Here is a 23033-nt window from a genome sequence, read left to right on the forward strand (position 1 = left end):
AAACGGACAGGGATAGCAAAAAAAGTCGGGCGCTTGGGGAGGGGATGAGAGGGCGCAGCGCTGGGCCGCGCCCCGGGGAAGGCGCCTATTTCAGGTAGCGTTGTTCCAGGTGCTTGCGCAGCCACTGCGGATTGAGCGCCTCGCCGGTCGCGCGGCGAATGAGCTCGTCCGTGCCGTGCAGGCTGCCCTGGGACCAGATGTGGCGGCCGAGCCAGTCAAAGATCTCCGGCAAGCGGCCCGCTTCGATGAGCTGGCCCATGTCGCCGAGCTCTCGCTCGAGCGCGAAGCGCAGCTGCGCCGCGTACATGGCGCCGAGCGTGTAACTCGGGAAGTAGCCAAACGAGCCGTCCGTCCAGTGAATGTCCTGCATGCAGCCATTCTGGTAGTTGCCCTTGGTGGACAGCCCGAGCCACTGCTGCATCTTCGCGTCCCACTGCGCCGGTATGTCAGCGACCTCGATGCGCCCCTCGATGAGATCGCGCTCCAGCTCGTAGCGCAGTATGACGTGTGCCGGGTAGGTCACCTCGTCCGCATCGACGCGGATAAAGCCGGGCTCGACCCTGTTGTACAGCTTCTCGAGGTTCGCCGGTGCGAGTGCGGCCTGCTCGCCGAAGTGCGCGCGGATGCGCGGCGCTAGCAGCGAAAGGAACGCGGGTGCATGGCCTAGCTGCATCTCGCAGAACAGGCTCTGGCTCTCGTGAATGCCCATGGAGCGCGCCTCGGCGACCGGCTGACCGAGCAGATGGCGCGGCAAGCCCTGCTCGTAGCGTGCGTGGCCCGTCTCGTGGACTATGCCCATCAGGCTGGAGACGAATTCGTCCTCGTTGTAGCGCGTGGTGATGCGCACGTCCGTCGGCACGCCGCCGCAGAACGGGTGGCTGCTCACATCGAGCCGGCCGTGGGCAAAATCAAAGCCGAGCAGCCCCATCACCTCCTGGCCGAGCGCCTGCTGGGTCGCGACCGGGAAGGGACCCTGCGGGATCAAAATGGTGTCGCGTTTTTGCTGCTCGCTCACCTGCTGGATGAGGCCGGGCAGCCAGCTCGTCAGATCGCCGAAGATCTGATCCAGTTTCTCGCTCGTCATGCCGGGCTCGTACAGCGCCAGCATGGCGTCATAGGGGCGCACCCCGAGCGCCTCGGCGCGCAAGCTAGCCACCTCCCGCGAAAGGCGCACCACCTCCTCGAGGTTAGGGGCAAAGCCTGCCCAGTCGTTCTCCTTGCGCTGGCGGCGCCAGGCGTGCTCGCACTTGCTGCCGGCCAAGGAGAGCGCCTCCACCAGCTCGCTTGGCAGCAGGCTCGCATCCTGCCAGTGGCGCTTGATCTCCGCGAGGTTGGCGCGCTGGATCGCGTCCAGCGGTTCGCTCTCGGCCTTGGCAATCCAGTCGCCCAGCTCGGGGGCGGTGCGCTTGCCGTGGATCAGCACGCCGAGCTCCGCCATCGCCTCGGCGCGGGCCTTGTTGCCCCCCTCCGGCATCATGGCGGCCTGATCCCAGCCGCAGATGGCGGACAGGTGGGAGAGGCGGTGCAGTTGTTGCTGATGTTGTTCGAGTTTCTGGTATGACATGGGATTGTCCTTGTTATCGTCCCTGATGGTATGCACCCCGTACCTGGCATGATCGGGGCAGCCCGATGCTAGCACTGTGCCGCGGGCTAGGGCCACCCTCAGGCGGTCAGCCGAGGCGCTTCTGGTGACGTTCGCGGTTCTCGGCCTTCTTGCGCTCGCTCTTTCGCAGCAGCACATAGAGGGCGCCGCTGCCGCCGTGGCGACGCTCGGCGCTGTGGATGGCCATCACCGCAGGCAGTTGCGGCAGCCAGGCGCTGACATGGCTCTTGAGCAGGGCGCGCGGGGTGCTGCGCTCCCCCTTGCCGTGCAGGATCAGCAGGCAGCGGATGTCCCGCACCTCGCACTCCCCAATGAACTGCACCAGGGCGGTTCGCGCCTCCTTGATGGTCTTGTGGTGCAGGTCGAGGGAGCCTTGCAGCTCGTACTTGCCGAGCCGCAGCTTCTTGTAGACCCCCTCCTGCACGCCGTCGCGCTTGAAGCCGACGATGTCGTGGGGATCCAGCATGGGGACAGCCTCCATGCTGAGGTGATCCAGGGTGAGCCGTTCGGCGGTGGCGGCCTCCCGGCGCGCGAGTTGCGCCTCGGTCGGCAGGCTGTTGCCCGCGCTAGGGGTTATGTGGTCGCTGCGCAGCGGCCGCACGTCGGCCACTTCCTGCAGGAACAGTGAGAGTTCGTCGTTATGAGACACGGCAGGCTCCCCGCATGAGAATGAGGGGGCATTATAGCGGGCCTGGCCTGTGCTTAGAATGGCGGGGGCGCGGCGGGCTCAGGGGCCCGCACCTGGTGTCGCCGTCGGGTTATTGACCCTCTTTCGGCGGCTCGGCGTGCATCACCTTGTAGATGAAATAGACCGCATAGGCGCTGATCAGCAGGAAGGTGCCGATAATCACCAGCATGGACATCAGCCCCACGCTGTTGCCGAACATCAGGTTCATCCAGAATTCCATCTCGTTCACTCCTGTCATTGCGCGATGACAGGCATGATAGATACCTCTTTGGGTGGGATGAGATGATCTCGATCAAGTCCCTTCGTGGTTATTTAATCGGCAACCCATTCTGTGAGCGGCCTCGCACCCGGCGCCCCGCTTGGCGGCAGGGCACCGCTCTGCGGACTTAGTCTGCCGCTGCGGGTTCGGTGAGCGACGTGATGCGCCAGCCCTGCTGCTCCAGCAGGGCGAGCAGGCCCTGTTCGCCGTAAAGGTGCAGAGCCCCTACCACGATAAAGCTCTCGTTTGGCAGGCCGGGCCACTTCTTGACCCAGTTGCGGTTGCGTTCCGCCAGCAGGGTCTGCTCCAGCCAGGCTTGCAGCTTGGGCGGCGCCATCTCCTCTTTGAGCAGATTGATCAGGGTGGCCTGATCCCCGTTCTGCCAGGCCGCCATGACCTCGGCGAACCCCTTCTCGAGCTCAGGCAGCTCATCCAGGGTGCTCTCCAGCATCAGGGTCTGGTTGTCACCGACGCTCGCCAGATAGCCGAGCTGCTCCAGCAGGGTCTCCAGCCCGACTATGGGTTTGCCGCCGTCGTTTGCCCGCTTGGCGAAGTGCTGATCCACCCCGAATTCACCGCGATAGCCGGTACGCTCCAGCGCCGCCTGGGTCAGGGTGATGGCGGCAAACCAGGGGCGCAGCGGCGCCAGCATGGCCTCGGTCAGGCCGTTCTGGCCGGCGGCGATCAGGGTGCGTCGGTAGAGATCCATGGGCAGGTGATCCTTGAGGGTCTTGCCATCCACCAGCCGGGTGATGGCCCCCATCTCCTGCCACTGCGCCTGGCTGATGTGGGTCATGTCGACCTCCATCACCAGGGCGCGACTCTGCTGCCAGGCGCGCTCGACGGGTTCGGGCAGGGGGTAGAGCGAGGGCTTGCCCGCATGGATGGACCCCAGCAACCAGTGCTGCTCATTGCCCTTGCTGATGCGATAGAAGGCCGGATCGGCAAAGGCGTTCAGCGGCAGCAGCAGCCAAAGCAGTAAGGAAAGCAGCGTGCGATGGAATCTCATGAGGCACCTTATGTGAGCGGGATGAGTGCTCTATGATAAGTCCTCATTTGTCACAGCCAAGAGGTTTCCCATGCCCCACCTTCGCTTTCGGGCAGTTTCTGTCGACACCCTGCAGCAGATAAGCACGCCCCTGCTGGCGGATCTCTGCGCCCTGACTGGCGGCAAGCCGGAGTTCGTCACCCTGGAGTGCGTCGACAGCATCCAGGTGAGGAACGGCGAGCGAGAGGCCGGTTTCCCCTTCGTGGAGCTGGTCTGGTTCGAGCGCCCGCAGGAGGTGCAGGATGCCGCCGCTGCCCTCATCACCCGCCACCTCAAGGCGGTGTTGGGGGAGCAGACCTATGTGGTGGTGCAGGTGTTGCCCATCGTCAAGAGCGCCTACTACAGCAACGGCCAGCACTATTGAGCGTGAGTGGAGAGCCTTGCTGAAACAGTTGCTGTACAGACGGTCAATTCCAGGTACGACAGCAAGGGCCAGCACTATTGATCAGATGCTGGCGCTCGGGCGGGGATCAGTCACCGCCGTGGATCACACCGACTTGCCGAGGATCCGGTCAAGCCAGCGGCTCGGCAACAGGCGGCGCAATATGCTGAACAGCCTGGTGGGCAGGGTGACTGGGTAGCGGTGCTTGGGACGCTTGCTCTGCAGCGCGTGCAGCAGCGGCGGTATGCAGGCCTCGCTCGGCAGGGTGAAGCCGCTGGTGGAGCCCTCTTTCTCCAGCCGGGTCAGGGTCTGGCGATAGGCTCCCTGATGGCGGCTCTGGGCCGGATCTATGTGGCGCACGAAGGCGTCACGGGCATTGGCGCGAAACCGGGTGTCGATGGGGCCTGGCTCTATCAGGCTGATGTGCACACCGCTGCCCTCGAGCTCGAGGCGCAGGGTGTCGGTGTAGCCTTCCAGTGCGAACTTGCTGGCGTTGTAGGCGCCGCGATACTTCATGGCCACCAGGCCAAGCACAGAGCTGTTCTGCACTATCCGCCCCTCGCCCACGGCCAGCATGGCCGGCAGCACCTGACGAATGAGATGGTGCCAGCCAAACAGATTGGTGTTGAATTGCGCCTTGAGCGCCTCCGTCGGCAAGTCTTCCAGCGCGCCGGGTTGGCCGTAGGCGCCGTTGTTGAAGAGCCCGTACAGACGTCCCCCGGCCAGCGCCAGCGCCTCTGCCGCCCCCCGCTCTATGCTGGCGGTGTCCGCCAGATCCAGCTGCACCGCCAAGAGGCCCTGCTGTTGCAACTGGGCGACATCCTCGGTCTTGCGGGCGGAGGCGATCACGGTGAAACCGTGGGCACCGAGCGCCTTGGCGGCGGCGAGGCCGATGCCGCTGGAGCAGCCGGTGATAAGCACGAAGGGGTGGGGCATGAAGATCATCCTGATTGGCGGCCAGCACAGGGCCGAAGTAGGCATGGTAGCCCGAGCGCCACCAAAAACAAAACCGGGCCACGTGGCCCGGTTTTCGGTCAGAACAGATGCCTGATTACATGATGGTGAACGGCATGATGATGTGGAACTTGACGTCATGCTCGGAGCTGAACATGTTCGGGTAGTACCAGCTGCCCTTGTCGTCCTGCTCGTTGTTGTAATCGGTGTAGTGCAGCTTGAACAGAGTGCCCTTCAGCTTGCCATCCTGCACCGTGTACATGACGTCGAAGTTGACGGCCCACTCTTTGCCCGGCTCCAGGGTGCCGTCGCCATTGTTGGCATCCCAACCGTAGGCACCGGAGACACCCGCGGCCCAGCCCGGAGCACCGACCAGATCATCCAGGGTACGAGTGGTACCGAAGAAGACGGCCTTCTCTTCGTTGTGGTTCCAGTCTGAGCGGGAATCCCACCAGATCTCGTTCGCACCCTGGGAGTTGCCGTAGCCACGGGTCAGACGGGGCAGGTAGTTGCCCAGATCCCCTTCGGCCTTGGTGTACATACCTTCCAGGCGGAAGGAGTAGGGACCGGCTGCCCAGCTTGCGGTCAGGGCTTGTTGCCATGCCAGACCGTCATAGTCTTCGTTCTCGGTGTCGGAACCGTAGAACTGGTAGCTGGTGTTCAGGCCACCCAGCACGTCAAACTTGTGAGCCAGCTTGAAGTGGTAGCTGTCCATGTAGCCTTCGGCCTGACCGAAGCCACCTGTGATGGCGGTGCCGTCCTCGAAGGTGTAACGGGCTGCCAGACCGTGGATGTAGTCGATCTTGTTCGCATCGGTGAAGGGATCGCTGGCATAGGGGCTGCTCTTGGAGAAGCCGGCGGTGTTCTTGAACCAGGGCGCCTTGTACTCATCGGCGATGGCGTAGGTCAGGTAGAGGCCACCGAAGTTGCCCTCGATCTGGCCACCACGGTAGGTACCGGGTTGATAGGACCAGTTGACGCCTATGATGCCGGGTACATACAGCTGGGTGTAACCACCCTTGGCGGTGACAGAGTCACCGAACTTGAGCTTCAGGGCTGCGGTGGAGAGGCTGAAGCCATTCTCGGGAACACCGTCACCACCTGAACCCCACTGGTCGCCCCAGAAGGAGAATTCGTTCTCTTCGTTGACCCCATTGCTCTCGTCAACGGCCAGGTCATAGGCGCCAAAGCCGCCGACATCCAGCCCGACCATGCCCCAGGCATAACCGGAGTTGTAGTTCAGGGCTGCCTGGGTGGTGGCATGGCTCAGGTTGGAGTGGTATTTGCCATCCTGACCCGGACCGGCCTGGACGCGATCACGTTCACGCTGGAAGTAGAACAGGCCGCCTGTCAGCTTGCCTTCGTCGATGAAGGCTTCATAGGACTTGCCATATTCCGGGCTCATCATGTCTTGAGCCGCGGATGCCATGCCGGGGGCGAGCAGCGCCGCAACCACGGCGGCACTCAAAGAGGCGCGCTTGAAGATCACTTTTTCCATTTGTTATTGCTCCTGATTTTATGGACTTAGCTTTTTTTTCCGGCAGTCAGGCAGAGGCCCGCCGCTCGGTATTGGCATTGCAATCAACACCCCGCAGGGCAAAAAGAAACTGTTCTGTGTTGTGCCCGTCTGCCCGGACGCCTTGGCGCATCACTGAAGGGCAATCTGCATCTTTACAGTCATTATTTTTTAGGTCTCGATCCTTGGCGATCTGACACCACCAAGAGTACGTTCGCGGTGCGAAATATCAACCGGAAGTTCCCGCCAAGTTTCAAAAATATGACCGAGTGCAAAGAATCATGATTCTTGGTGTGGGCACTCTCAGCCCGCTCATGTCGGTAATGAGAGCGTTTTCAGGTGGTTTTTTCCGTTTAGCTGGGGGGATCTTGGCGCGGAAGCAGAACTTTCTTTGTTAACCCGACGGCAACATATAATTTTGTGTCACAAAAAAAGATATCCGCCCTGCCGGGGCGGCGCCCTCTGGCCGAGCGGCGTCGAGCCGACTCCATGGCAGGGGGTCACCGCATCCGGCAGGGCAGCGCGGGGGCGGACTTGAATGAGGGCATATGAAGGGGTTGGCCCGGCGTGTACAGGGCGCTGGGCCTGATGAGGGGCGGGTGACTCAGGCCTGGCTCAGGATCCGGGGGATCTGCTGGGCCTGGTGGTGGATGTGCTCCGACACTTGTACCGAGAGGCGGCTGCCCTGGCGGGCGTGCTGGCTGATGCGGCCGATGAGGGCGGCGAAGCTGGCCAGCCTGTGCTCCTGGCTCCTGGCGTTGTCGGCCCCCTGCAGGGCGATGACGGCGGTGCTGCGCGCCATCTCCCGCACCGTCTGGGTGGTCTGGCGCAACTGCTCGGCCTGCTGGCGCTGCCCGGCGGCTTCTGTCGTGATGCGGGTCAGCACTGTGGCGAGCTGATCCCCCGCCTGGGTGAGGCTGGCCAGGATCTCGGTGATCTGGCCGAGGGAGCGCTGGGTGTCGGCGGAGAGGTGGCGCACCTCGTCGGCCACGACTGCGAAGCCGCGTCCCTGCTCACCGGCGCGGGCCGCCTCGATGGCGGCGTTGAGCGCCAGCAGGTTGGTCTGCTGGGAGATGTGGCCGATGACATCGACGATGGCGGTCACATCCTCCACCGAGCGGGTCAGCTGGGCCAGGGCGCCGCTGCTCTCGTCGATGGCGAGGCCGGTCTGGGCGGTGGCCGCCAGCATGCCCCCCACCAGCAGCTCGCTCTGGCTCATGGAGTGCTCGTTGTGCTGGGCGTGCTCCGCTATCTCGGCGGCGACCTGGTGCACCTCGCTGGCGAGCTGATTGAGCTCCTGCATCATGGTGTCGCTCTCATCCACCGCCTGCTCTGTGGTGCGGGTGCTGTGATGGATCTCCTGCACCTGCTCCACCATCTCCTGCAGGCTGGAGGAGACGCTGGAGAGCTGGCCCGCCTTCTGCTGCTGATCCTGCTGCAGGCGCTGGATCAGGCGGTTGTAGCTCGCGACTATGTCGGCCAGCTCGTTGCGCTCGCGCCCCGTTGCCAGCAACTGCGCCTGCCCTGTGGCATCGAGCTGCAGGAAGGCCGCCCGCAGTCGCAGCAGGGGCCTGACCAGCCAGCGCCGCTGCACCAGGGCAAACAGCAGGGCGACCACCACCAGGCAGAGCGCCAGGGAGCCGAGTATGGTGGCGAGCTCCCGGTTCATGGTCTGGCGAGCGGCGGCGAGCCGCTCCCCCAGCTGCTCACCGGCCTGCAGCAGTTGCGTGATGTCCTGCTGCACCATCTGGCGTGCCAACTGCTGCTGTTGCAGCGCCTTGCGGCTGCTCTCCAGCTCCTGGGGATAGCGTTTGAGCAGTGAGACCAGCTCGGCTTTGGGCTGCTCCCCCAGCTCCTTGCGCACCGGCTCTCCCAGGGTGAACTCATCGGCGGCGGCCTCCTCGAAGAGATTCAGGCTCGGCAGGGCCGCCAGCGCGTCCGCCTGTTTTTGCAGGGCGGCGAGCTCGAACTGCAATCCTTCGAGGCGCTTGGCGCTGGCCTGCTCCATGTAGTTCTGACGCTGGTGGGCGAGGGCGGGCAGGGTCGCCAGTATGTCGGCTGCCCCCTGGCGATAGGCTTCGGCGCTGGCCGGATCCTGATCTGCCCCCTGCTGGCCGTAACGCAGCAGCGCCCGGGCCTGGGTGGTCAGCTCGTTCTCGGCGTTTTGCAGCAGCCACTGGCTGTTGCCGGAGAGCTTGCCCGCCGCCAGGTAGTCCCCCTCGATGCGCGCTCCCATCTGCTCGAGCCGGGCGTGCAGCGGACCGGCTTGCTGCCCGTCCAGCTGCGCCAGCAGCGCGAGCGCCTGCTGACGCACACCCTGGGCCTCGGCCAGGCGCAGGGGATCGCCGCTGCCAAGGTAGTCGCGAAGGGCCCCCTGCAGGGGGCCGCTCAGTTGTTGTTGCAGGCGCTCCTGCTGGCGCTGGGCCTGTTCGGCTCGATTGAACTGCTGCCAGCCGTGAAACAGGGCGGCGGCCTGAACGCCGGCCACCAGCAGCAGTACCAGGGAGGAGAGGGAGGCATAATGGGCAATTTTCACATCTGAGTCCTGCTTGAAGCACGCAATGGGCGTGAGCTTAAGCAGGGGAGATGGCGTTTTTATGACAGCGGTTGCGCCGCTTTGCGGCTCCCGGGCGTCTTCACCAGCAAACCGAGCAGGGCACCGCCCATGATGAGTGCTCCCGCCAGCAGGTGGCGCGGGGTGAGCTGCTCACCGTTGAGCCAGACCAGCAGCAGGGTGCTCAGCAAGGGGGTGAGGTAGGCCAGGGCCCCGATGCGGCGCGGATCCCCGTCCCGCAGCGCCAGATACCAGGTGACGAAGGCGGCCCCCATGGGACCGAGGGCCAGCCCGGCGATGAGCAGCCAGTCCCCCTGGGGGATATGGGCGAGGGGCAGCGGCCCCTCCAGCCCCCAGGCGAGCAGCAGGGCCAGGAGCCCCGCGGGCAGGCAGGCGGCCGCCGTGACCACGGCGGGGGCGGGGGGCAGGCGGCGGGAGAGCACTGAATAGGCGCCCCAGACGATGGCGGCGCCGAGCGCCAGCAGGTAGCCCGGCAGATGGGCCTGCTGCAGTTGTAGCTTGCCGTCCACCATCACCAGCACTGAACCGGCGAGGCCCAGGGCCCCGGCCAGCAGATGGTGCAGGCGCAAGGGGTGGCCCGGCAGCAGCAATGGGGTGAACAAGATGATGCACAGGGGCCAGAGGTAGTTGATGAGGTTCGCCTCCAGCACGGGGGCATGGCGAAAGCTCATGAACAGCAGCAGGTGATAGAGCAAGAGGGCTGTGATGGTCACCAGCCAGGTGACGGGCCTCGCCCGCCACTGGCGCCAGAACGGCAGTGTGCCCGCGCCGCAGAAGAAGAGCACCAGCCCTACCAGCACCAGGGGCGAGACGCTGGTGATCCGGGAGGTGAGGGCCGCGAGCGAGGCCCACAGCAAGATGGTGAGCAGCGCAAAACCGGTGGACTTGTCCCACCAGGAAGAAGCAGACATCCAACACTCCTTTGCAAGATGAATAAAAAAAGAGGGCCAGTCTAGCAGACTGGCCCTGGTCACACAGCGTTGCCGTGCCGCCGTTATGACTCCCTGCTCGGCACTACGCTGGCCGCCGGGGTCAGGGACTGGCCCCTGACGTACCAGACGATGAGCGCCAGCACCAGCAGCGGCAGCACTGGGTCGAACCAGGTGCCGCCGGAGCCGAACACCAGGTTCAGCAGGGCGACACCGGTGCCGCCGATGGCCCAGGCTATGGTGGTGGGGATGGACCAGACGATCATCTGCTGCTTGACGTCCGAGATCCCCATCATGCGGTTGACCACCCAGAACAGGCTGTCGTTGAAATAGCCGAAGAAGAGCGACCCCATGGTGGCAGCCTGGGCGGCCAGCAACATGTTGACCCCGGGGATCTGCGCCAGTATGGGGGCGGAGATGGAGGCCGCCGTCACCATGGCCACAGTGCCTGAGCCCTGGATGAGGCGCACCAGGGTCGCCACGATGAAGGGGATCAGTATGGGGGAGATGGGCAGCTGGGCTATCTGCTCGGCGAGCTGCTGGCCCGCGCCGCTGTCACGGAGCACTGCACCCAGAGCGCCGCCAGCCCCTGTCACCAGCAGTATGATGCCGGCCGATTGCAGCCCCTCTTCGAGGCGGGCGGCAGTGGCCTGTCTGTCCATGTGCGGCACTAGCGTATAGACCGCCAGCAGCACGCTGATGGCGAGCGCTATGATGGGGGTGCCGATGAAGTTGACGCCCTGCACCAGGGGGTTCTCCATCAGGCCGCCCATCCCCTCCAGGGTGGCGAGAGTGGTGAAAATGGCCTTGACGAAGATCAGCACTATGGGCACCAGGATCGGCAGCAGCGACAGGGTCAGGCTCGGCAGGCTCTTGCCCTCCTTCTCCTTGATGTACTGCTCGTAGGTGGACTGCAGCTCATCCGGGGTCTGGGCTGCCTTGGCGCCGAACTCGGGGTACTTCTTGTCGAGCCACTGGGCGTAGAAGACGATGCCGAGCACGCAGGGGATGGCCAGGGCCATACCCATCAGCAGCATGGCGCCTATGTCCACGCCAAACAGACCGGCGACGCCGAGGGGCCCCGGGGTCGGCGGCACCGTGTGGTGGGTCACCACCAGGCCTCCCGCCAGGGCGACCCCCAGTGTCAGGATGGAGCGCTTGCCGCTTTTTGCCAGCGCCTTGGCCACCGGATAGAGGATGACGAAGGCGGAATCCACGAAGATGGGGATGCTGACGATGTAGCCGGTGATGGCCAGGGCCCACTCTTCACGGCGCTTGCCGAGCCACTTGATGAAGCTGTAGGCGATCTGCTCTGCGGCCCCCGACACCTCCAGCAGGCGGCCCATCATGACCCCGAGGCCGATGACGATGCCGATGCTGCCGAGGGTGGAGCCAAAGCCCTGGGTGATGACGGTGAGGGTCTTGTCTATGGTCATGCCGCCAGTGATGCCGGCGATGCAGGCCGCCGCCAGCATGGCGATCAGGGCGTGCACCCGGGTGCGGACCACCAGGAATACCAGTACGAAGACGGCGATGACAAGGCCGATGATGGGGGTAGGGATGTCGCTCATGATGCCTCCTGCATGTCATGGGTGATGAAACTGTCGATGATGTCGGCAAACGTCCTGTCTGCCACGAAGCCGAGGGCGCTGGCGCGCTGGTTGTCGATGCGCCCCGGCCAGCTTGCGACTATGCGCTCGACGGCCGGATCGGCGGCAAACTGCACCCGATCCCGGGCCTCCTGACCACCGACCTTGGCGAGGGTCTCCAGCATCTCGCCGACGGTGACGCTGATGCCGGGCAGGTTGACGCTGCGCCAGTCGCCGGTGGCGGGGAGCCTGGCGGCCAGCAGGAAGTTCGCTACTACTGTGGCGGGGCTCGAGAGCCAGAGGCGCAGATCCGGGCTCACCGGGCAGATGGCGTTCTCACCCTGCAGCGGCTCGCGGATGATACTGCTGACGAACGACGAGGCGGCGCGGTTCGGTTTGCCCGGCCGCACGCAGATGGTGGGCAGGCGCAGCACCAGACCATCCACATAGCCCTTGCGGCTGTAGTCGTTGACCAAGAGCTCCCCCATGGCCTTCTGGGCGCCATAGGAGGAGGTCGGGGTCAGCGCCGTGCCGTCGTCTACCAGGGCGGGCAGGGAGCCGCCGTAGACCGCCAGCGAGCTGGTGAAGATGAAACGGATGCCGGGTCTGGTGTGGCGGCAGGCCTCCAGCAGGGTGCGGGTGGTGTCCAGGTTGACCTTCCAGCCGAGATCGAAGTCCTGCTCCGCATGGCTGCTGACGATGGCCGCCAGGTGGTAGACCACGGCGGTCCGCTCTGTGATCAGGGACTCGGCGACCCCGGCCTCGGTGAGGTCGGCCTGGAGGCAACGTACCCTGGGGTCCGCCATGGGGGCCTGTGGCTGTTGTATGTCCACCAGCAGCAGCTCGGTGAAGGGTTGTGTGCTCTGCAGCAGGGCCCGGGCCAGTTTCTGGCCCAGGAAGCCACCGCCGCCGGTGATGATGATCTGCATCTCGTTATCCTCAGACTCGTTCATGTGTGTAGGGTGTCGTCGTTGTTATTGTTGTGTGAGCCAGCCCAGCCCTTCCCGGGTGCCGGCTCTGGGGTTGTATTCGCAGCCTATCCAGTCGTGGTAGCCAGCCTGCGCCAGCACCTTGAACAGGTGGGGATAGGCAAGCTCCCCCTCGTCCGGCTCGTGGCGATCCGGCACCGAGGCTATCTGGACGTGGCCTATGGACTGGCCCAGCTTGCCGATGAGGCGGGTGAGATCCCCGTCCATGATCTGGGCGTGGTAGAGGTCGAGCTGCACCCCCACGTTGGGCCTGTCTATCTCCTGTACCAGGGCCAGGGCGTCGAGCTGGTGGGCCAGGAAGTAGCCGGGCACATCTCTATCGTTGAGGGGCTCGAGCAATACCCGGATGCCATCTGCGGCGAGAAAATCGGCGGCGAAGCGGATGTTGTCCACCAGGGTCTGGCGGTGGGTCGCCAGGCTATGAGCGGGGTCGACTATGCCGCTCATGGCGTGCACCTTGGTGCAGCCGAGCGCCAGGGCGTAGTCACGCACGCTTGGCAAGTGGGCGCGAAACTCTGCTTCCCGCCCCGGGATGGCGGCCATGCCGCGCTCCCCCGTCCCCCAGTTGCCCGGCGGCATGTTGAACAGGGCCTGAGAGAGGCCGTGCTCGCGCAAGCGGCGGCCCAGCTCGGCGGCCGGCCACTCGTAGGGGAAGAGGAACTCCACCGCCTCGAAGCCTGCCTCGCGGGCGGCGGCGAAGCGCTCCAGGAACGGCAGCTCGGTAAACAGCATGGTGAGATTGGCGGCAAACTTGCTCATGGTTTCATCCTCCTCAATTCATCAATTTCGGGTTCGCTCAGGTAGCGGATGGACTGGCCATGGAGCATCAGCACCAGGCGCGCCGTCTCCTCCAGCTCCTCCATGTTGTTGACCGCATCCACCAGATCCTTGCCCGTCACCACGGGGCCGTGGTTGGCCAGCAGGAAGGCGTTGCCCTCGGGGGCGCGGCGCCCCAGCTCCTCGGCGATGCGGGCATCCCCCGGCTTGTAGTAGGGGATGAGCGGCAACTGGCCGACTCGCATCACGTAGTAGGGGGTGAAGGGGCGGATGACGTTGGCCGGATCCAGCCCCTCCAGGCAGGAGAGGGCGGTCAGGTGGGTGCAGTGCAGGTGCACCACGGCCCGGCAGTTTGGATTGTTGTGGTAGATGGCGAGGTGGAAGGCCACCTCCTTGGAGGGGCGATCACCCCCCAGGTGCTCCCCCTGCAGGTTGACATGAGAGAGCCTGTCGGCGCTCAGACGCCCCAGGCAGGAGCCGGTGGGGGTGGCGATCAGGGTGCCATCCGGCAGCAGGGCAGAGAGGTTGCCGGCGCCCCCGGTGGCATAGCCACGCTGGAAGAGGGAGGCCCCCAGCATCACCATGGTGTCGCGCAATGCCTGTTCAGTCATGGAAGTACTCCTGAGCCTTGTCGAAGAAATCCTCATCCCCGAAGTTCCCCGACTTGAGCGCCAGGGAGAGGGGGGCGTCTATGGCCCGCACCCAGGGCACACCGGGGGCGATTTGCGGGCCTATGTGGAACGCCTTGACCCCGAGGGCCTGGGTGATCCGGCTGGAGGTCTCGCCGCCGGCGATGATGAAGCCGTCCACCCCGGCGCCCTGCAGCCGCTGGGCGAGGCGGGCAAAGCAGTGCTCCACGGCGTCGCTGGCCGCCTGCTGGCCGTGGCTCTCCTGAATGCGGGCCAGCTCCCCCGGGCTGGTGGTGGCGTACACCAGCGGCGCCGGGGTGAGGGGCTGGTCCAGTACCCACTGGGCCAGCTCGGCCGGGTAGTCGGCATCCTCGAGGCAGCGTGCCACGTCCAGCGCAAGGGCAGGGGCATGCTGGCGATAGCGGGTCACCTGGCGGTTGGTCATCTCGGAGCAGGAGCCCGACAGCACCACGGCGCGCGAGCCTCTGGGCCAACCCGCCTCGCGGGCACCCTGCAGATCGCCGCTCCCAAGCTGGCGGGCCAGACCGATGGCGAGGCCGGAGCCGCCGGTCACCAGGGGCAGGTGGAGGGCGGCGGTGGCGATGTCAAGCAGGTGCTGCTCGGTCAGGGTGTCGACCACGGCGTAGCGCACGCCGTCCTCTGCCAGCTGCTCAAAGGCCCCTGCAATGGCGGCGGCCCCCTTGTCTATGGTGGCAAACGGCACCAGACCGGCGCGGCCCGAACCCTGCCCCTCCATCAGCCTGAGCAGGTTGCTGTCCTGCATGGGGGTGATGGGGTGGTGTCGCATGCCGGACTCGGCGAGCGGCAGGGCCCCCACGAAGAGGTTGCCCTGATAGACGGTGCGACCGTTGACCGGCAGGGCCGGGCAGATCAGGGTGAAGTCCTGGCCAAGCGCCGCCAGCAGGGCGTCGGTGACAGGGCCTATGTTGCCTGCCGCCGTGCTGTCGAAGGTGGAGCAGTACTTCTGGTAGATGCGCGGGCAGCCGCGGGCCTGGAGCCAGGCCAGGGCCGCCAGGGAGTCGCGCACCGCTTCGCCCGCCGGGCAGGAGCGGCTCTTGAGGCTGATCACCACGGCGTCGACCTGGGGCAGATCGCCGTCATGCTCCGGCACACCGGAGAGTTGCAGGGTGGAGAGACCGTTCTCCACCAGGAAGCCGGCGATGTCGGTGGCGCCGGTGAAGTCGTCTGCGATGACACCGAGTTTCATAGTCGCTCCTCCTGACCCGGTAGGGTGATGCCGGAGAACGTCTTGATGACGGCGCTGTCATCTTCCTGGCCGTGCCCCGCGTTGCTGGCGCTGAGGAACATGTTGAGGGCGGTGCTCGCGAGCGGCAGCGGGAAGCGCAGCGCCTTGGCGGTGTCCGCCACCAGGGTGAGATCCTTGACGAAGATGTCCACCGCGGAGCGGGCCTGGTAGTCGCCGGTCAGTACCCGGGGCATGCGGTTTTCAAACATCCAGGAGTTGCCGGCGGCATGGGTGACCACGTCATACATGAGATCCAGCGGCACGCCGGCCTTGCTGGCGAGCGCCATGGCCTCGGCCGCGACCGCTATGTGCACCCCGGCCAGCAGCTGGTGGATGATCTTGACCGTGCTGCCCTGGCCCGGCTCGTTGCCGACGCGGTAGACCTTGCCAGCGACCGCATCCAGCACAGGGGCCAGCTTGTCGAAGGCGGCGTCTGCGCCTGCGGCCATCACAGTCATCTCCCCCGCGTCGGCCTTGATGGCGCCACCGGAGACAGGGGCATCCAGCATCGGCAGCCCCAGCTGTGCCAGCTCGGCGGCCAGGGCGCTCGCCTCCTCGGCCGCTATGGTGGAGGAGACCATGATGGCGGTGCCCGGTTTCAGGTGGCGGGCCAACCCCTCTTCGCCGAGCAGGATGCGGCGCACCTGGGTGGCGTTGACCACCAGCAGCAGCACGGCATCCAGGGTCTCGGCCAGGGGGCGGGCATCGGCCATGACGGCGGCGGCACCGGCCTGTTGCAGCTGGTTGCGGGCCTGCTCGCTGAGATCTATGCCGTAGGTGGTGAGTCCGGCTCGCAGGCAGGAGCGGGCGGCGCCCATGCCCATGGCGCCAAGGCCGATGACGGCGACATGATAGGAAGTGCTCATCTCGTGATTCCTCGATAACGACTGATGAGCCGATAGTAGAGGCTTGTGGCGGTGAAATATCAGGCAGGTGTCACAAAAAATAACTTAAGTGGTGTTAATTTTTGTTATTCAAGCAGGTTGAGATTCTTTTGAATCAATTTTCGATGCCTTTCATGTGAATAAATGTGATTTGTGAGCCCCTTCGAGGTTATTTATCATTTTTTACCAGATCACTGGGGTAGAATGGCGCCTCTTTTCCCCGAGGGGCGAGCCAAGATGATTCCCGTAGAGCGACAGCAACGTATCCTGCAACTGCTGGCAGAGCGCGGCGTGGTCAGCATAGTGGAGCTGACCGAGTGGTTGCAGGTCTCCCACATGACCATCAGACGCGACATCCAGAAACTGGAGGAGCAGGGGCGGGTGCTATCCGTCTCGGGCGGGGTCAGTCTCTCCCAGCGGATCAAGAGCGAGCCCTCCCACGCCACCAAGCGCAGCCTGATGCAGGGGGCCAAGCTGGCCATAGCCCGGCTGGCCGCCGACCAGGTGGCCGAGGGCAGCACAGTCTACCTGGACGCCGGCACCACCTCCCTGGAGCTGGCCCGCGAGCTGGCGCTGCGGGAAGATCTGATGATAGTGACCAACGACTTCATGGTCTGCGCCTACCTCATCGAGCACGGCCGCTGCCGCCTCTATCACACCGGGGGTCAGGTCATTCGCGAGAACCAGTCCTGTGCCGGGGAGGCCACAGCCCACTTCCTGCGCAACCTGCACCTGGACGTTGCCTTCCTGTCCGCCTCTTCCTGGGACGGGCAGGGGATCTCGACCCCGAGCGAGCAGAAGGTGCCGGTGAAGCGGGCCGTGGTGGAGTCGGCGGCGAGCCGCATCCTCATCTGCGACTCGTCCAAATATGGCAAGGTCGGCACCTTCAACGTGGTGGGCTGGGATGCGATCGATCAGGTGATCACCGACGAGCAGTTGCCACAGAGCGCCCGTGAGGCGCTGGCCCAGCACGGGGTCAGGGTGACCATGGCACCGCTGGCCAGCCTGGCGTCCGGCGTCGAGTGACTGTGCCAGCCTGCGGTTGTCACTCTTTGCCGGCCTGAGGCTCGCTCGTCAGGTTGGCGGATCCCTGGATCACCTCGCCCGCCTTCTCTATGTCCCGTCCCACCCCGTGTATGGTGTTGCAGCCCAGCAACCAGAGGCTGGCACAGAGCACCAGCAGGGTTCGATTCATGTTCATGCTTCCTCCTCGCCGGCGCCTGGTCCAGGGCCGGCCTCAATGTCATGGGGTCAGTTTGAGCAGGCGCCCCTTGCCTGAGTCCGTCAGCAGATAGAGGGCGCCATCCATGCCTTCCCGTATGGTACGGATCCGCTCCCCCAGATCGGTCAGCAGCCGCTCCTCCGAGATGATCTTGTCCCCCGCGAGGCGAAGACGCAGCAAGGCCTGACCGCGCAGGGCACCGACCAGCAGATCTCCCTGCCACTCCTTGAACAGGGCGCCCTGATAAAACGTCATGCCCGAGGGAGCTATGGAGGGCACCCAGACCCAGAGCGGCGGCGTCATGCCGGGTGCGCTCTGGCCCACGCCAATCTTGCCGCCCCCGTACTCCTCGCCGAAGGTCACGACCGGCCAGCCGTAGTTGTGCCCTGGCAGTATGAGGTTGACCTCGTCCCCGCCCTGGGGGCCGTGCTCGTGAGCCCAGAATTGCTGGCTAACCGGGCGCAGGGCGGCGCCCTGCATGTTGCGATGGCCCAGGCTCCAGATCTCCGGCAGGGCCCCCGCCGTCTTGACGAAGGGGTTGTCGGCGGGCACCCGGCCATCCTTGTGCAGGCGCACCGTCTTGCCGAGGTGGTTGTCCAGCGTCTGGGCCCGCGCCCGCTCGCTGTAACGATCCCCCAGGGTGATGAAGAGATAGCCGTCCTCGGTCAGCACCAGACGGGAGCCGAAGTGGGCGCCGCCGGCCACCTTGGGCTGCTGGCGAAACAGCAGTTGCCAGTCGACGAGGGCGTCCTTTTGCAGCCTAGCCCGGGCCACGGCAGTGCCGGCCCCGCCGTCGCCGGGTTCGCTGTAGCTCAGGTAGAGCCAGCCCTCGTGGTCCAATGCGAGATCGAGCAGGCCCCCCTGACCCTGATTGGCGATGGGGGGCAGACCCGAGATGAGATGGCGCTCGCCCCCGGCGTCGATGCGCAGCAGGCGGCCCGGGCGCTCGCCAATCAGATAGCCGCCCCCCGGCAGCAGGGCCAGCCCCCAGGGATGGTTGAGCCCCTCCACCAGGGGGGTCAGTGTCAGCGCCCGGAGCGGGCTCACCAGGCAGATCAGCAGCAGTACGAGCAGTCGCAACAAGGGGGATCTCCTCTTGGAAATGGGGAAGGCCGGCGGCGCAACGTCGCTGAAGTATAGGGGGTTGCCAACAGGCCAAGAGAGATGGCCCTGTCTGCGGGCCTTCCCTGTCGCGACGCTCAAGGCATTCAGCCCGACGCAAGGCGGTGCGCGTACACTTGATGGTGTGATGAGACATGGTCCGCACGCCCAGGCGAGCGGCCATGGTCATAGGTTGGCAGCGGTCTCCTGAGCGCCGGTGCAGCATCAGGGCCCATGGGGCCTGTGTTCATGGAGGATAAGATGTCATCACCCGCGCTGGCGCCAAGGCGCTCCCTGTCCGATCTGCTGGCCGGTGTCACTGCCGCGGCCGTCGTGCTGCCCAAGGCCATGGCCTATGCCAGCGTGGCCGGTCTGCCGGTGGCCGTCGGTCTCTACACCGCCTTGGTGCCCATGTTGCTCTACGCCCTGCTGGGCTCCTCCCGAGTGCTCAGCGTCAGCTCCACCAGCACGCTGGCTATCCTGACCGCGACCCAGCTCGGGCTGGTGGTGCCGGATGGGGATCCCGGTCGGTTGCTCACCGTGACCGCCACCCTGACCCTGCTGGTGGGGGCCATGCTGATGCTGGCGGCGGTGCTGCGGCTCGGCTTCGTGGCCAACTTCATCTCCCTGCCGGTGCTGGTGGGATTCAAGAGCGGCATAGGGCTGGTGATCATCCTCGATCAGCTGCCCAAGCTGTTCGGGGTGCACATCCAGAAGGAGAACTTCTTCCTGGATCTCTACCACCTGGGTCAGGCCCTGCCCCAGAGCTCCTGGCTGACCCTGGTGGTCGCCCTCGTCACCCTGGTGGTGCTGGTGTTCATGGAGTGGCGCTTCCCCCATTCCCCCGCCCCCTTGCTGGGGGTGGGCATAGGCATAGCCCTGGTGTGGGGTTTTGGCCTGAACGAGGCGGGTGTCGCCATAGTCGGCAGCATCCCCACCGGCTTGCCCGCCCTGACGATGCCGGACCTGACTCTGGTGTTGCAGCTGCTGCCGGGGGCGGCGGGCATAGCGCTGATGAGCTTCACCGAGACCATAGCCGCAGGGCGGGCCTTCGTGGGCAAGGGAGAGCCCGAGATCAATCCGAACCGCGAGCTGGTAGCCACCGGGCTGGCCAACCTGGGGGGCGCCTTCTGTGGCAGCATGCCAGCGGGAGGCGGCACCTCCCAGACCGCCGTGGTGCGCTCCGTCGGGGGCCTGAGTCAGTGGGCCTCCGCCGTCACCGCCGCTATGGCGCTGGCCACCATGATCTTCCTCGCCCCGCTGCTCTCCTGGCTGCCGAGCGCCACCCTGGCGGTGGTGGTCATCGTCTATTCGGTGGGGCTCATCCAGCCGGGGGAGTTTCGCAAGATAGGGCAAATTCGCATGATGGAGTTTCGCTGGGCCGCCATCGCCTGTCTGGGGGTGCTGCTGTTTGGCACCCTGGAGGGGATAGTGGTCGCCATCCTGGCCTCCCTGCTGGGACTCGCCAGCCAGACGGCGCAGCCGCCCGTCTATGTAATTGGCCGCAAGCCCGGGGAGGATGTTCTGAGGCCGCTGGCCGCCCGCCATCCCGATGACGAGACGATCCCGGGCCTGCTTATTCTGCGGCCTGAGGGGCGTCTGTTCTTCATCAATGTGCAGCATGTGGCGGCCCGGATCCGCGAACTGATCGAGACTCACCAGCCCGAGGTGGTGGTGCTGGATATGAGTCGGGTGCAGGACGTGGAGTACTCGGCGCTGATGATGCTGATGGAGGGGGAGCAGCAGGCGCGCGCCCGGGGCGTCAGCCTCTGGCTGGCCGGGCTCAATCCCGGGGTGCTCGAGAATGTGCGCCGCAGCGGGCTGGCCGACCAGCTGGGGGAGAGCCGCATGCTGTTCAATGCCAGGGCTGCCATCCGCCAGTATCAGCAGAGCAAGGCGTGAGGGAGCAGGGCAAGGGGACGAGCCAGAGGCCCCCAATGCCAGGGCGGCGATCCGCCAGTATCAGCAGAGCAAGGTGTGAGGGAGCAGAGCAAGGGGCGAGCCAGAGGTTCCCCAATGTCCTGTTCAATGTCAGGGCGGCCATCCGCCAGTATCAGCAGAGCAGGGAATGAGAGAGCAGAGCAAGGGGCGAGCCAGAGGTTCCCCAACGCCCTGTTCAATTCCAGGGCGGCGATTTGCCACTATCAACAGAGCAGGGAGTGAGGGAGCAGGGCAAGGGGCGAGCCAGAGGCCCCCCCTTGACGGTGATCAGAAGAGTTCCGGGATCACCCTGAACGGGTGCTCCGAGGCCTTGACCTTGCCAATCTTGCGCTTGGGCAGTTTGACCGGCTCGGCCGGCAGCTCCTCGTAAGGGATGTGGCTCAGCAGGTGAGAGATGATGTTGAGCCGCACCCGCTTCTTGTCCTCGGAGCGGGCCAGGAACCAGGGGGCCCAGGCGGTATCGGTGGCGGTGAACATGGCATCCCGCGCCCGGGTGTAGTCATCCCAGCGATCGAAGGACTTGATGTCCATGGGGGAGAGCTTCCAGATCTTGCGCCCATCGTCGATGCGATCCCGCAGCCGTCGCTCCTGCTCCTCCGGCGTCACCTCCAGCCAGTACTTCAGCAATATGATGCCAGAGTCGACCATGGCCTGTTCCACCATGGGGGCCCCTGCCAGGAATTTGTCGCTCGCCTCCTGGCTGCAAAAGCCCATGACGCGCTCCACCCCGGCCCTGTTGTACCAGCTGCGATCGAAGATGATGATCTCGCCCGCCGCCGGCAGGTGGGGGATATAGCGCTGGAAGTAGAGCTGGCTCTTCTCCCGCTCTGTGGGGGCCGGCAGCGCTATGACCCTGAATACCCGGGGGCTGACCCGCTCGGTGATCGCCTTGATGGTGCCCCCCTTGCCGGCACCGTCGCGCCCCTCGAAGACGATGCAGACCTTGAGCCCCTTGTGCACCACCCATTGCTGCAGCTTCACCAGCTCCACGTGCAGGCGACGCAGCTCCTTCTCGTATGCCTTGTTGCCAAGGGGCTTGGGCTCGGCGACCGGTACCGGCTGTTCTGCTTTGGATTTTTTTTTGCTAGCCATGATGTCCTTCTTGTTTCTCAAACGGATGAGGAGTGGCCGTCATCCTGAACGGCGCACTTCAAGCGTAGATGACGGCGCGCCGCCACCGGACACGGCAAGCACCAGGGATGATCGGGATCATGGTTGGTGGGGCTCACTGGGACTGTTGGTGGCAGGGAAATATTGAAGAGGGGGCGTGACGCAGCCGCCATGGATGCAGGTGGCGAAGGTCGGGAGAAGGCCAGAAAGGATCAAGGGGTTGGCATCTTGCGATACCAACCCCTTGTTTTGTATGGCGTTCCCGACTGGAGTCGAACCAGTGGCCTGTCCCTTAGGAGGGGACCGCTCTATCCTGCTGAGCTACGGGAACCTTGTGGCGGGCATTATACAAGAAGCATTGTGCTTTTAAACCCTTGATTCCTATTCCAATACGGCCAGATCGCCGATTTGGACATTAAACGGCGAATATTTGTTCTGACTGCTGATGATGGCGCCATCCTCGAACACCTGCACCACCTCGAACAGGCCGTCGGCGGGGTTGCGCATCACCCTGGACTTGCCGTAGGGATCGATAAAGTCGGCGCTGTGCTGGACCCGGAACTGATCCCCGAGCTTGACCCCGTTGCGACGGCCCAGGCTGATGTGGGGGCCCCGTTCGTGCTGGGCGACGATGCGGGCGGTGACGGGGGCGCAGGCGAGCTCGGCGATGATGTCCTGGGCCGCTTCCTTCAACTGGTAGCTCACCTCCTGGCCGTAGCTGGACTGCCAGAATTGGCCGCTGTTGCTGCCCACCAGCTCCCGCCTGGAGAAGGTCCAGTTGGCCCGGCCCTGATACTCCTTGCGCCCGAGCAGGCTGCCGTTGATGCCGTCGAACAGGTAGAGCTGCATGCGGAAGTTGCGGATCGGATCCTTATACCAGCTGGTCAGCTGGTTGCCCTGGGGCTCGAGGGAGAGATCGTCGATGCTGCCGAGCACCAGATACTGGCTGTCGGTGCGCAGGCTCAGGGCCTTGATCTCCTCGAGGGCGCTGCGATCCCCCTGCTGCAGGTGGAGCGGGTCTATGCGCAGGTTCTCGTCCAGCCACTGGCGGGCGACCACCCCCTGGGGTGCCGCCGCCAGGGTCTCGAACAGGCGGCGGGAGAGGTCCGCCGGCATGTCGTCGAGGGCGCCCGTGCTCGCCTGATCCGGGTAGCGCATGCGCAACCGTACCAGCGTCAAATCCTTGGCGTAGTGCTGGGTCTGGCAGATCTGGCGCTCGGCCTGGATGTCGGCCACCAGCGTGATGTACATGCGGCCGTTGCGCACCTCCTCGCGCTTGAGGCGGTACTGGCGAATGTCGCCGCCGGAGCGGATCTGGATCTGCTCCGAGCGCAGGCTGCCGTTCTCCAGGCGCTGGATGCTGGAGACGGACGCGCCGCTGGCCAGCAGGGCCTGACGCAGCGCATCCCGGGTCGCCTGCTCGCGGGCATAGACCTCGTCGCCTCCCAGAATGGCGGCACTGCCCTGGGCCTCTATGAGCTCGGCGCGGGCCGACAGACTGGCCAGCAACAGGGTTGACAGCAGCACAACTTTCATAACGTACACCTTGAATAGATGAACCCCTCTTGCG

The 23033-nt window shown here is 65.1% G+C and carries 21 protein-coding genes and 1 tRNA gene; 3 read left to right on the forward strand and 19 right to left on the reverse strand.

Going from position 1 to position 23033, the window contains the following annotated elements; translation table 11 throughout:
* Window positions 1-85 precede the first annotated feature (85 nt).
* The 4 genes from G4923_RS11800 to G4923_RS11815 all read right to left on the reverse strand — a co-directional run bounded on the left by G4923_RS11800 (window position 86) and on the right by G4923_RS11815 (window position 3559).
* Window positions 86-1564 carry a carboxypeptidase M32 gene (locus G4923_RS11800; RefSeq protein ID WP_163137152.1) on the reverse strand — a complete coding sequence of 493 codons (1479 nt, stop codon included), beginning with the start codon at window positions 1562-1564 and terminating at the stop codon, window positions 86-88.
* A 106-nt stretch (window positions 1565-1670) separates the two neighbouring features.
* A complete protein-coding gene (smrA, locus tag G4923_RS11805; RefSeq protein ID WP_163137153.1) occupies window positions 1671-2252 on the reverse strand; it encodes a DNA endonuclease SmrA in 582 nt (193 codons plus the stop codon).
* A 109-nt stretch (window positions 2253-2361) separates the two neighbouring features.
* Entirely contained in the window at window positions 2362-2511 is a 150-nt protein-coding gene (locus tag G4923_RS11810; RefSeq protein WP_081805766.1) for a DUF3149 domain-containing protein, read from the reverse strand.
* A 166-nt stretch (window positions 2512-2677) separates the two neighbouring features.
* Window positions 2678-3559, reverse strand: a complete 882-nt coding sequence (locus G4923_RS11815; protein ID WP_163137154.1) for a TraB/GumN family protein — start codon at window positions 3557-3559, stop codon at window positions 2678-2680.
* A gap of 70 nt (window positions 3560-3629) precedes the next feature.
* Between G4923_RS11815 and G4923_RS11820 the strand changes: the two genes are divergently transcribed.
* A complete protein-coding gene (locus G4923_RS11820; protein ID WP_163137155.1) occupies window positions 3630-3962 on the forward strand; it encodes a DUF1904 family protein in 333 nt (110 codons plus the stop codon).
* Window positions 3963-4085: 123 nt separating this feature from the next.
* Here the strand turns inward: G4923_RS11820 and G4923_RS11825 are convergent, their stop codons facing one another.
* The 10 genes from G4923_RS11825 to ltnD form a co-directional block, all read right to left on the reverse strand.
* Window positions 4086-4916: an SDR family oxidoreductase gene (locus G4923_RS11825; RefSeq protein ID WP_163137156.1), complete on the reverse strand. Its 831-nt coding sequence runs from the start codon at window positions 4914-4916 to the stop codon at window positions 4086-4088.
* 115 nt (window positions 4917-5031) lie between these two features.
* Window positions 5032-6432 (reverse strand): OprD family outer membrane porin, encoded by a 1401-nt coding sequence (locus G4923_RS11830; protein WP_106885999.1) that lies wholly within the window; start codon window positions 6430-6432, stop codon window positions 5032-5034.
* A gap of 622 nt (window positions 6433-7054) precedes the next feature.
* Window positions 7055-8986, reverse strand: coding sequence for a methyl-accepting chemotaxis protein (locus G4923_RS11835; RefSeq protein ID WP_163137157.1), 1932 nt, complete (start codon window positions 8984-8986; stop codon window positions 7055-7057).
* Between the two features lie 59 nt (window positions 8987-9045).
* A complete protein-coding gene (locus G4923_RS11840) occupies window positions 9046-9936 on the reverse strand; it encodes a DMT family transporter (protein WP_111909866.1) in 891 nt (296 codons plus the stop codon).
* An 83-nt stretch (window positions 9937-10019) separates the two neighbouring features.
* Window positions 10020-11525, reverse strand: a complete 1506-nt coding sequence (locus tag G4923_RS11845) for a GntP family permease (protein ID WP_106886001.1) — start codon at window positions 11523-11525, stop codon at window positions 10020-10022.
* Window positions 11522-12472, reverse strand: a complete 951-nt coding sequence (gene denD, locus G4923_RS11850) for a D-erythronate dehydrogenase (protein WP_163137158.1) — start codon at window positions 12470-12472, stop codon at window positions 11522-11524. Before denD ends, G4923_RS11845 begins: the two co-directional genes overlap by 4 nt.
* Before the next feature lie 45 nt (window positions 12473-12517).
* On the reverse strand, window positions 12518-13291 hold the full coding sequence (gene otnI / locus G4923_RS11855) for a 2-oxo-tetronate isomerase (protein WP_163137159.1): 774 nt from the start codon (window positions 13289-13291) through the stop codon (window positions 12518-12520).
* A complete protein-coding gene (gene otnC / locus G4923_RS11860) occupies window positions 13288-13920 on the reverse strand; it encodes a 3-oxo-tetronate 4-phosphate decarboxylase (RefSeq protein ID WP_163137160.1) in 633 nt (210 codons plus the stop codon). The genes otnI and otnC overlap by 4 nt, the downstream gene beginning before the upstream one ends.
* Window positions 13913-15166 carry a 3-oxo-tetronate kinase gene (gene otnK, locus G4923_RS11865; protein ID WP_163137161.1) on the reverse strand — a complete coding sequence of 418 codons (1254 nt, stop codon included), beginning with the start codon at window positions 15164-15166 and terminating at the stop codon, window positions 13913-13915. Before otnK ends, otnC begins: the two co-directional genes overlap by 8 nt.
* Window positions 15163-16071 (reverse strand): L-threonate dehydrogenase, encoded by a 909-nt coding sequence (ltnD, locus tag G4923_RS11870; RefSeq protein WP_163137162.1) that lies wholly within the window; start codon window positions 16069-16071, stop codon window positions 15163-15165. Before ltnD ends, otnK begins: the two co-directional genes overlap by 4 nt.
* 255 nt (window positions 16072-16326) lie before the next feature.
* Here ltnD and G4923_RS11875 point away from each other — a divergent pair, with 255 nt between their 5' ends.
* Window positions 16327-17115, forward strand: a complete 789-nt coding sequence (locus tag G4923_RS11875; protein WP_106886006.1) for a DeoR/GlpR family DNA-binding transcription regulator — start codon at window positions 16327-16329, stop codon at window positions 17113-17115.
* Between the two features lie 19 nt (window positions 17116-17134).
* On the opposite strand, the gene G4923_RS11880 is transcribed toward G4923_RS11875, so the two are convergent.
* Window positions 17135-17290 carry an entericidin A/B family lipoprotein gene (locus G4923_RS11880; RefSeq protein WP_106886007.1) on the reverse strand — a complete coding sequence of 52 codons (156 nt, stop codon included), beginning with the start codon at window positions 17288-17290 and terminating at the stop codon, window positions 17135-17137.
* A gap of 42 nt (window positions 17291-17332) precedes the next feature.
* Window positions 17333-18394 (reverse strand): PQQ-dependent sugar dehydrogenase, encoded by a 1062-nt coding sequence (locus tag G4923_RS11885; RefSeq protein ID WP_163137163.1) that lies wholly within the window; start codon window positions 18392-18394, stop codon window positions 17333-17335.
* 279 nt (window positions 18395-18673) lie between these two features.
* Between G4923_RS11885 and G4923_RS11890 the strand changes: the two genes are divergently transcribed.
* On the forward strand, window positions 18674-20314 hold the full coding sequence (locus G4923_RS11890) for a SulP family inorganic anion transporter (protein WP_163137164.1): 1641 nt from the start codon (window positions 18674-18676) through the stop codon (window positions 20312-20314).
* Window positions 20315-20620: 306 nt separating this feature from the next.
* On the opposite strand, the gene ppk2 is transcribed toward G4923_RS11890, so the two are convergent.
* The 3 genes from ppk2 to G4923_RS11905 all read right to left on the reverse strand — a co-directional run bounded on the left by ppk2 (window position 20621) and on the right by G4923_RS11905 (window position 22999).
* Window positions 20621-21445, reverse strand: a complete 825-nt coding sequence (gene ppk2 / locus G4923_RS11895) for a polyphosphate kinase 2 (RefSeq protein ID WP_106887873.1) — start codon at window positions 21443-21445, stop codon at window positions 20621-20623.
* A 272-nt stretch (window positions 21446-21717) separates the two neighbouring features.
* A tRNA-Arg gene (locus G4923_RS11900) sits at window positions 21718-21794 on the reverse strand.
* 50 nt (window positions 21795-21844) lie between these two features.
* On the reverse strand, window positions 21845-22999 hold the full coding sequence (locus G4923_RS11905; protein ID WP_163137165.1) for a flagellar assembly protein FlgT: 1155 nt from the start codon (window positions 22997-22999) through the stop codon (window positions 21845-21847).
* Between the last annotated feature and the right edge of the window lie 34 nt (window positions 23000-23033).

Origin of the sequence: Aeromonas rivipollensis (assembly GCF_010974825.1) — a bacterium.
GTDB lineage: Bacteria > Pseudomonadota > Gammaproteobacteria > Enterobacterales > Aeromonadaceae > Aeromonas > Aeromonas rivipollensis.

Excerpts from the sequence above, each read along its gene's own strand:
- G4923_RS11800 (WP_163137152.1), bottom strand. The coding sequence starts at position 1,564 with ATGTCATACCAGAAACTCGAACAACATCAGCAACAACTGCACCGCCTC.
- G4923_RS11810 (WP_081805766.1), bottom strand. The coding sequence starts at position 2,511 with ATGGAATTCTGGATGAACCTGATGTTCGGCAACAGCGTGGGGCTGATG.
- G4923_RS11815 (WP_163137154.1), bottom strand. The coding sequence starts at position 3,559 with ATGAGATTCCATCGCACGCTGCTTTCCTTACTGCTTTGGCTGCTGCTG.
- G4923_RS11820 (WP_163137155.1), top strand. The coding sequence starts at position 3,630 with ATGCCCCACCTTCGCTTTCGGGCAGTTTCTGTCGACACCCTGCAGCAG.
- G4923_RS11825 (WP_163137156.1), bottom strand. The coding sequence starts at position 4,916 with ATGCCCCACCCCTTCGTGCTTATCACCGGCTGCTCCAGCGGCATCGGC.
- G4923_RS11830 (WP_106885999.1), bottom strand. The coding sequence starts at position 6,432 with ATGGAAAAAGTGATCTTCAAGCGCGCCTCTTTGAGTGCCGCCGTGGTT.
- G4923_RS11840 (WP_111909866.1), bottom strand. The coding sequence starts at position 9,936 with ATGTCTGCTTCTTCCTGGTGGGACAAGTCCACCGGTTTTGCGCTGCTC.
- G4923_RS11845 (WP_106886001.1), bottom strand. The coding sequence starts at position 11,525 with ATGAGCGACATCCCTACCCCCATCATCGGCCTTGTCATCGCCGTCTTC.
- denD (WP_163137158.1), bottom strand. The coding sequence starts at position 12,472 with ATGCAGATCATCATCACCGGCGGCGGTGGCTTCCTGGGCCAGAAACTG.
- otnI (WP_163137159.1), bottom strand. The coding sequence starts at position 13,291 with ATGAGCAAGTTTGCCGCCAATCTCACCATGCTGTTTACCGAGCTGCCG.
- otnC (WP_163137160.1), bottom strand. The coding sequence starts at position 13,920 with ATGACTGAACAGGCATTGCGCGACACCATGGTGATGCTGGGGGCCTCC.
- otnK (WP_163137161.1), bottom strand. The coding sequence starts at position 15,166 with ATGAAACTCGGTGTCATCGCAGACGACTTCACCGGCGCCACCGACATC.
- ltnD (WP_163137162.1), bottom strand. The coding sequence starts at position 16,071 with ATGAGCACTTCCTATCATGTCGCCGTCATCGGCCTTGGCGCCATGGGC.
- G4923_RS11875 (WP_106886006.1), top strand. The coding sequence starts at position 16,327 with ATGATTCCCGTAGAGCGACAGCAACGTATCCTGCAACTGCTGGCAGAG.
- G4923_RS11880 (WP_106886007.1), bottom strand. The coding sequence starts at position 17,290 with ATGAACATGAATCGAACCCTGCTGGTGCTCTGTGCCAGCCTCTGGTTG.
- G4923_RS11890 (WP_163137164.1), top strand. The coding sequence starts at position 18,674 with ATGTCATCACCCGCGCTGGCGCCAAGGCGCTCCCTGTCCGATCTGCTG.
- ppk2 (WP_106887873.1), bottom strand. The coding sequence starts at position 21,445 with ATGGCTAGCAAAAAAAAATCCAAAGCAGAACAGCCGGTACCGGTCGCC.
- G4923_RS11905 (WP_163137165.1), bottom strand. The coding sequence starts at position 22,999 with ATGAAAGTTGTGCTGCTGTCAACCCTGTTGCTGGCCAGTCTGTCGGCC.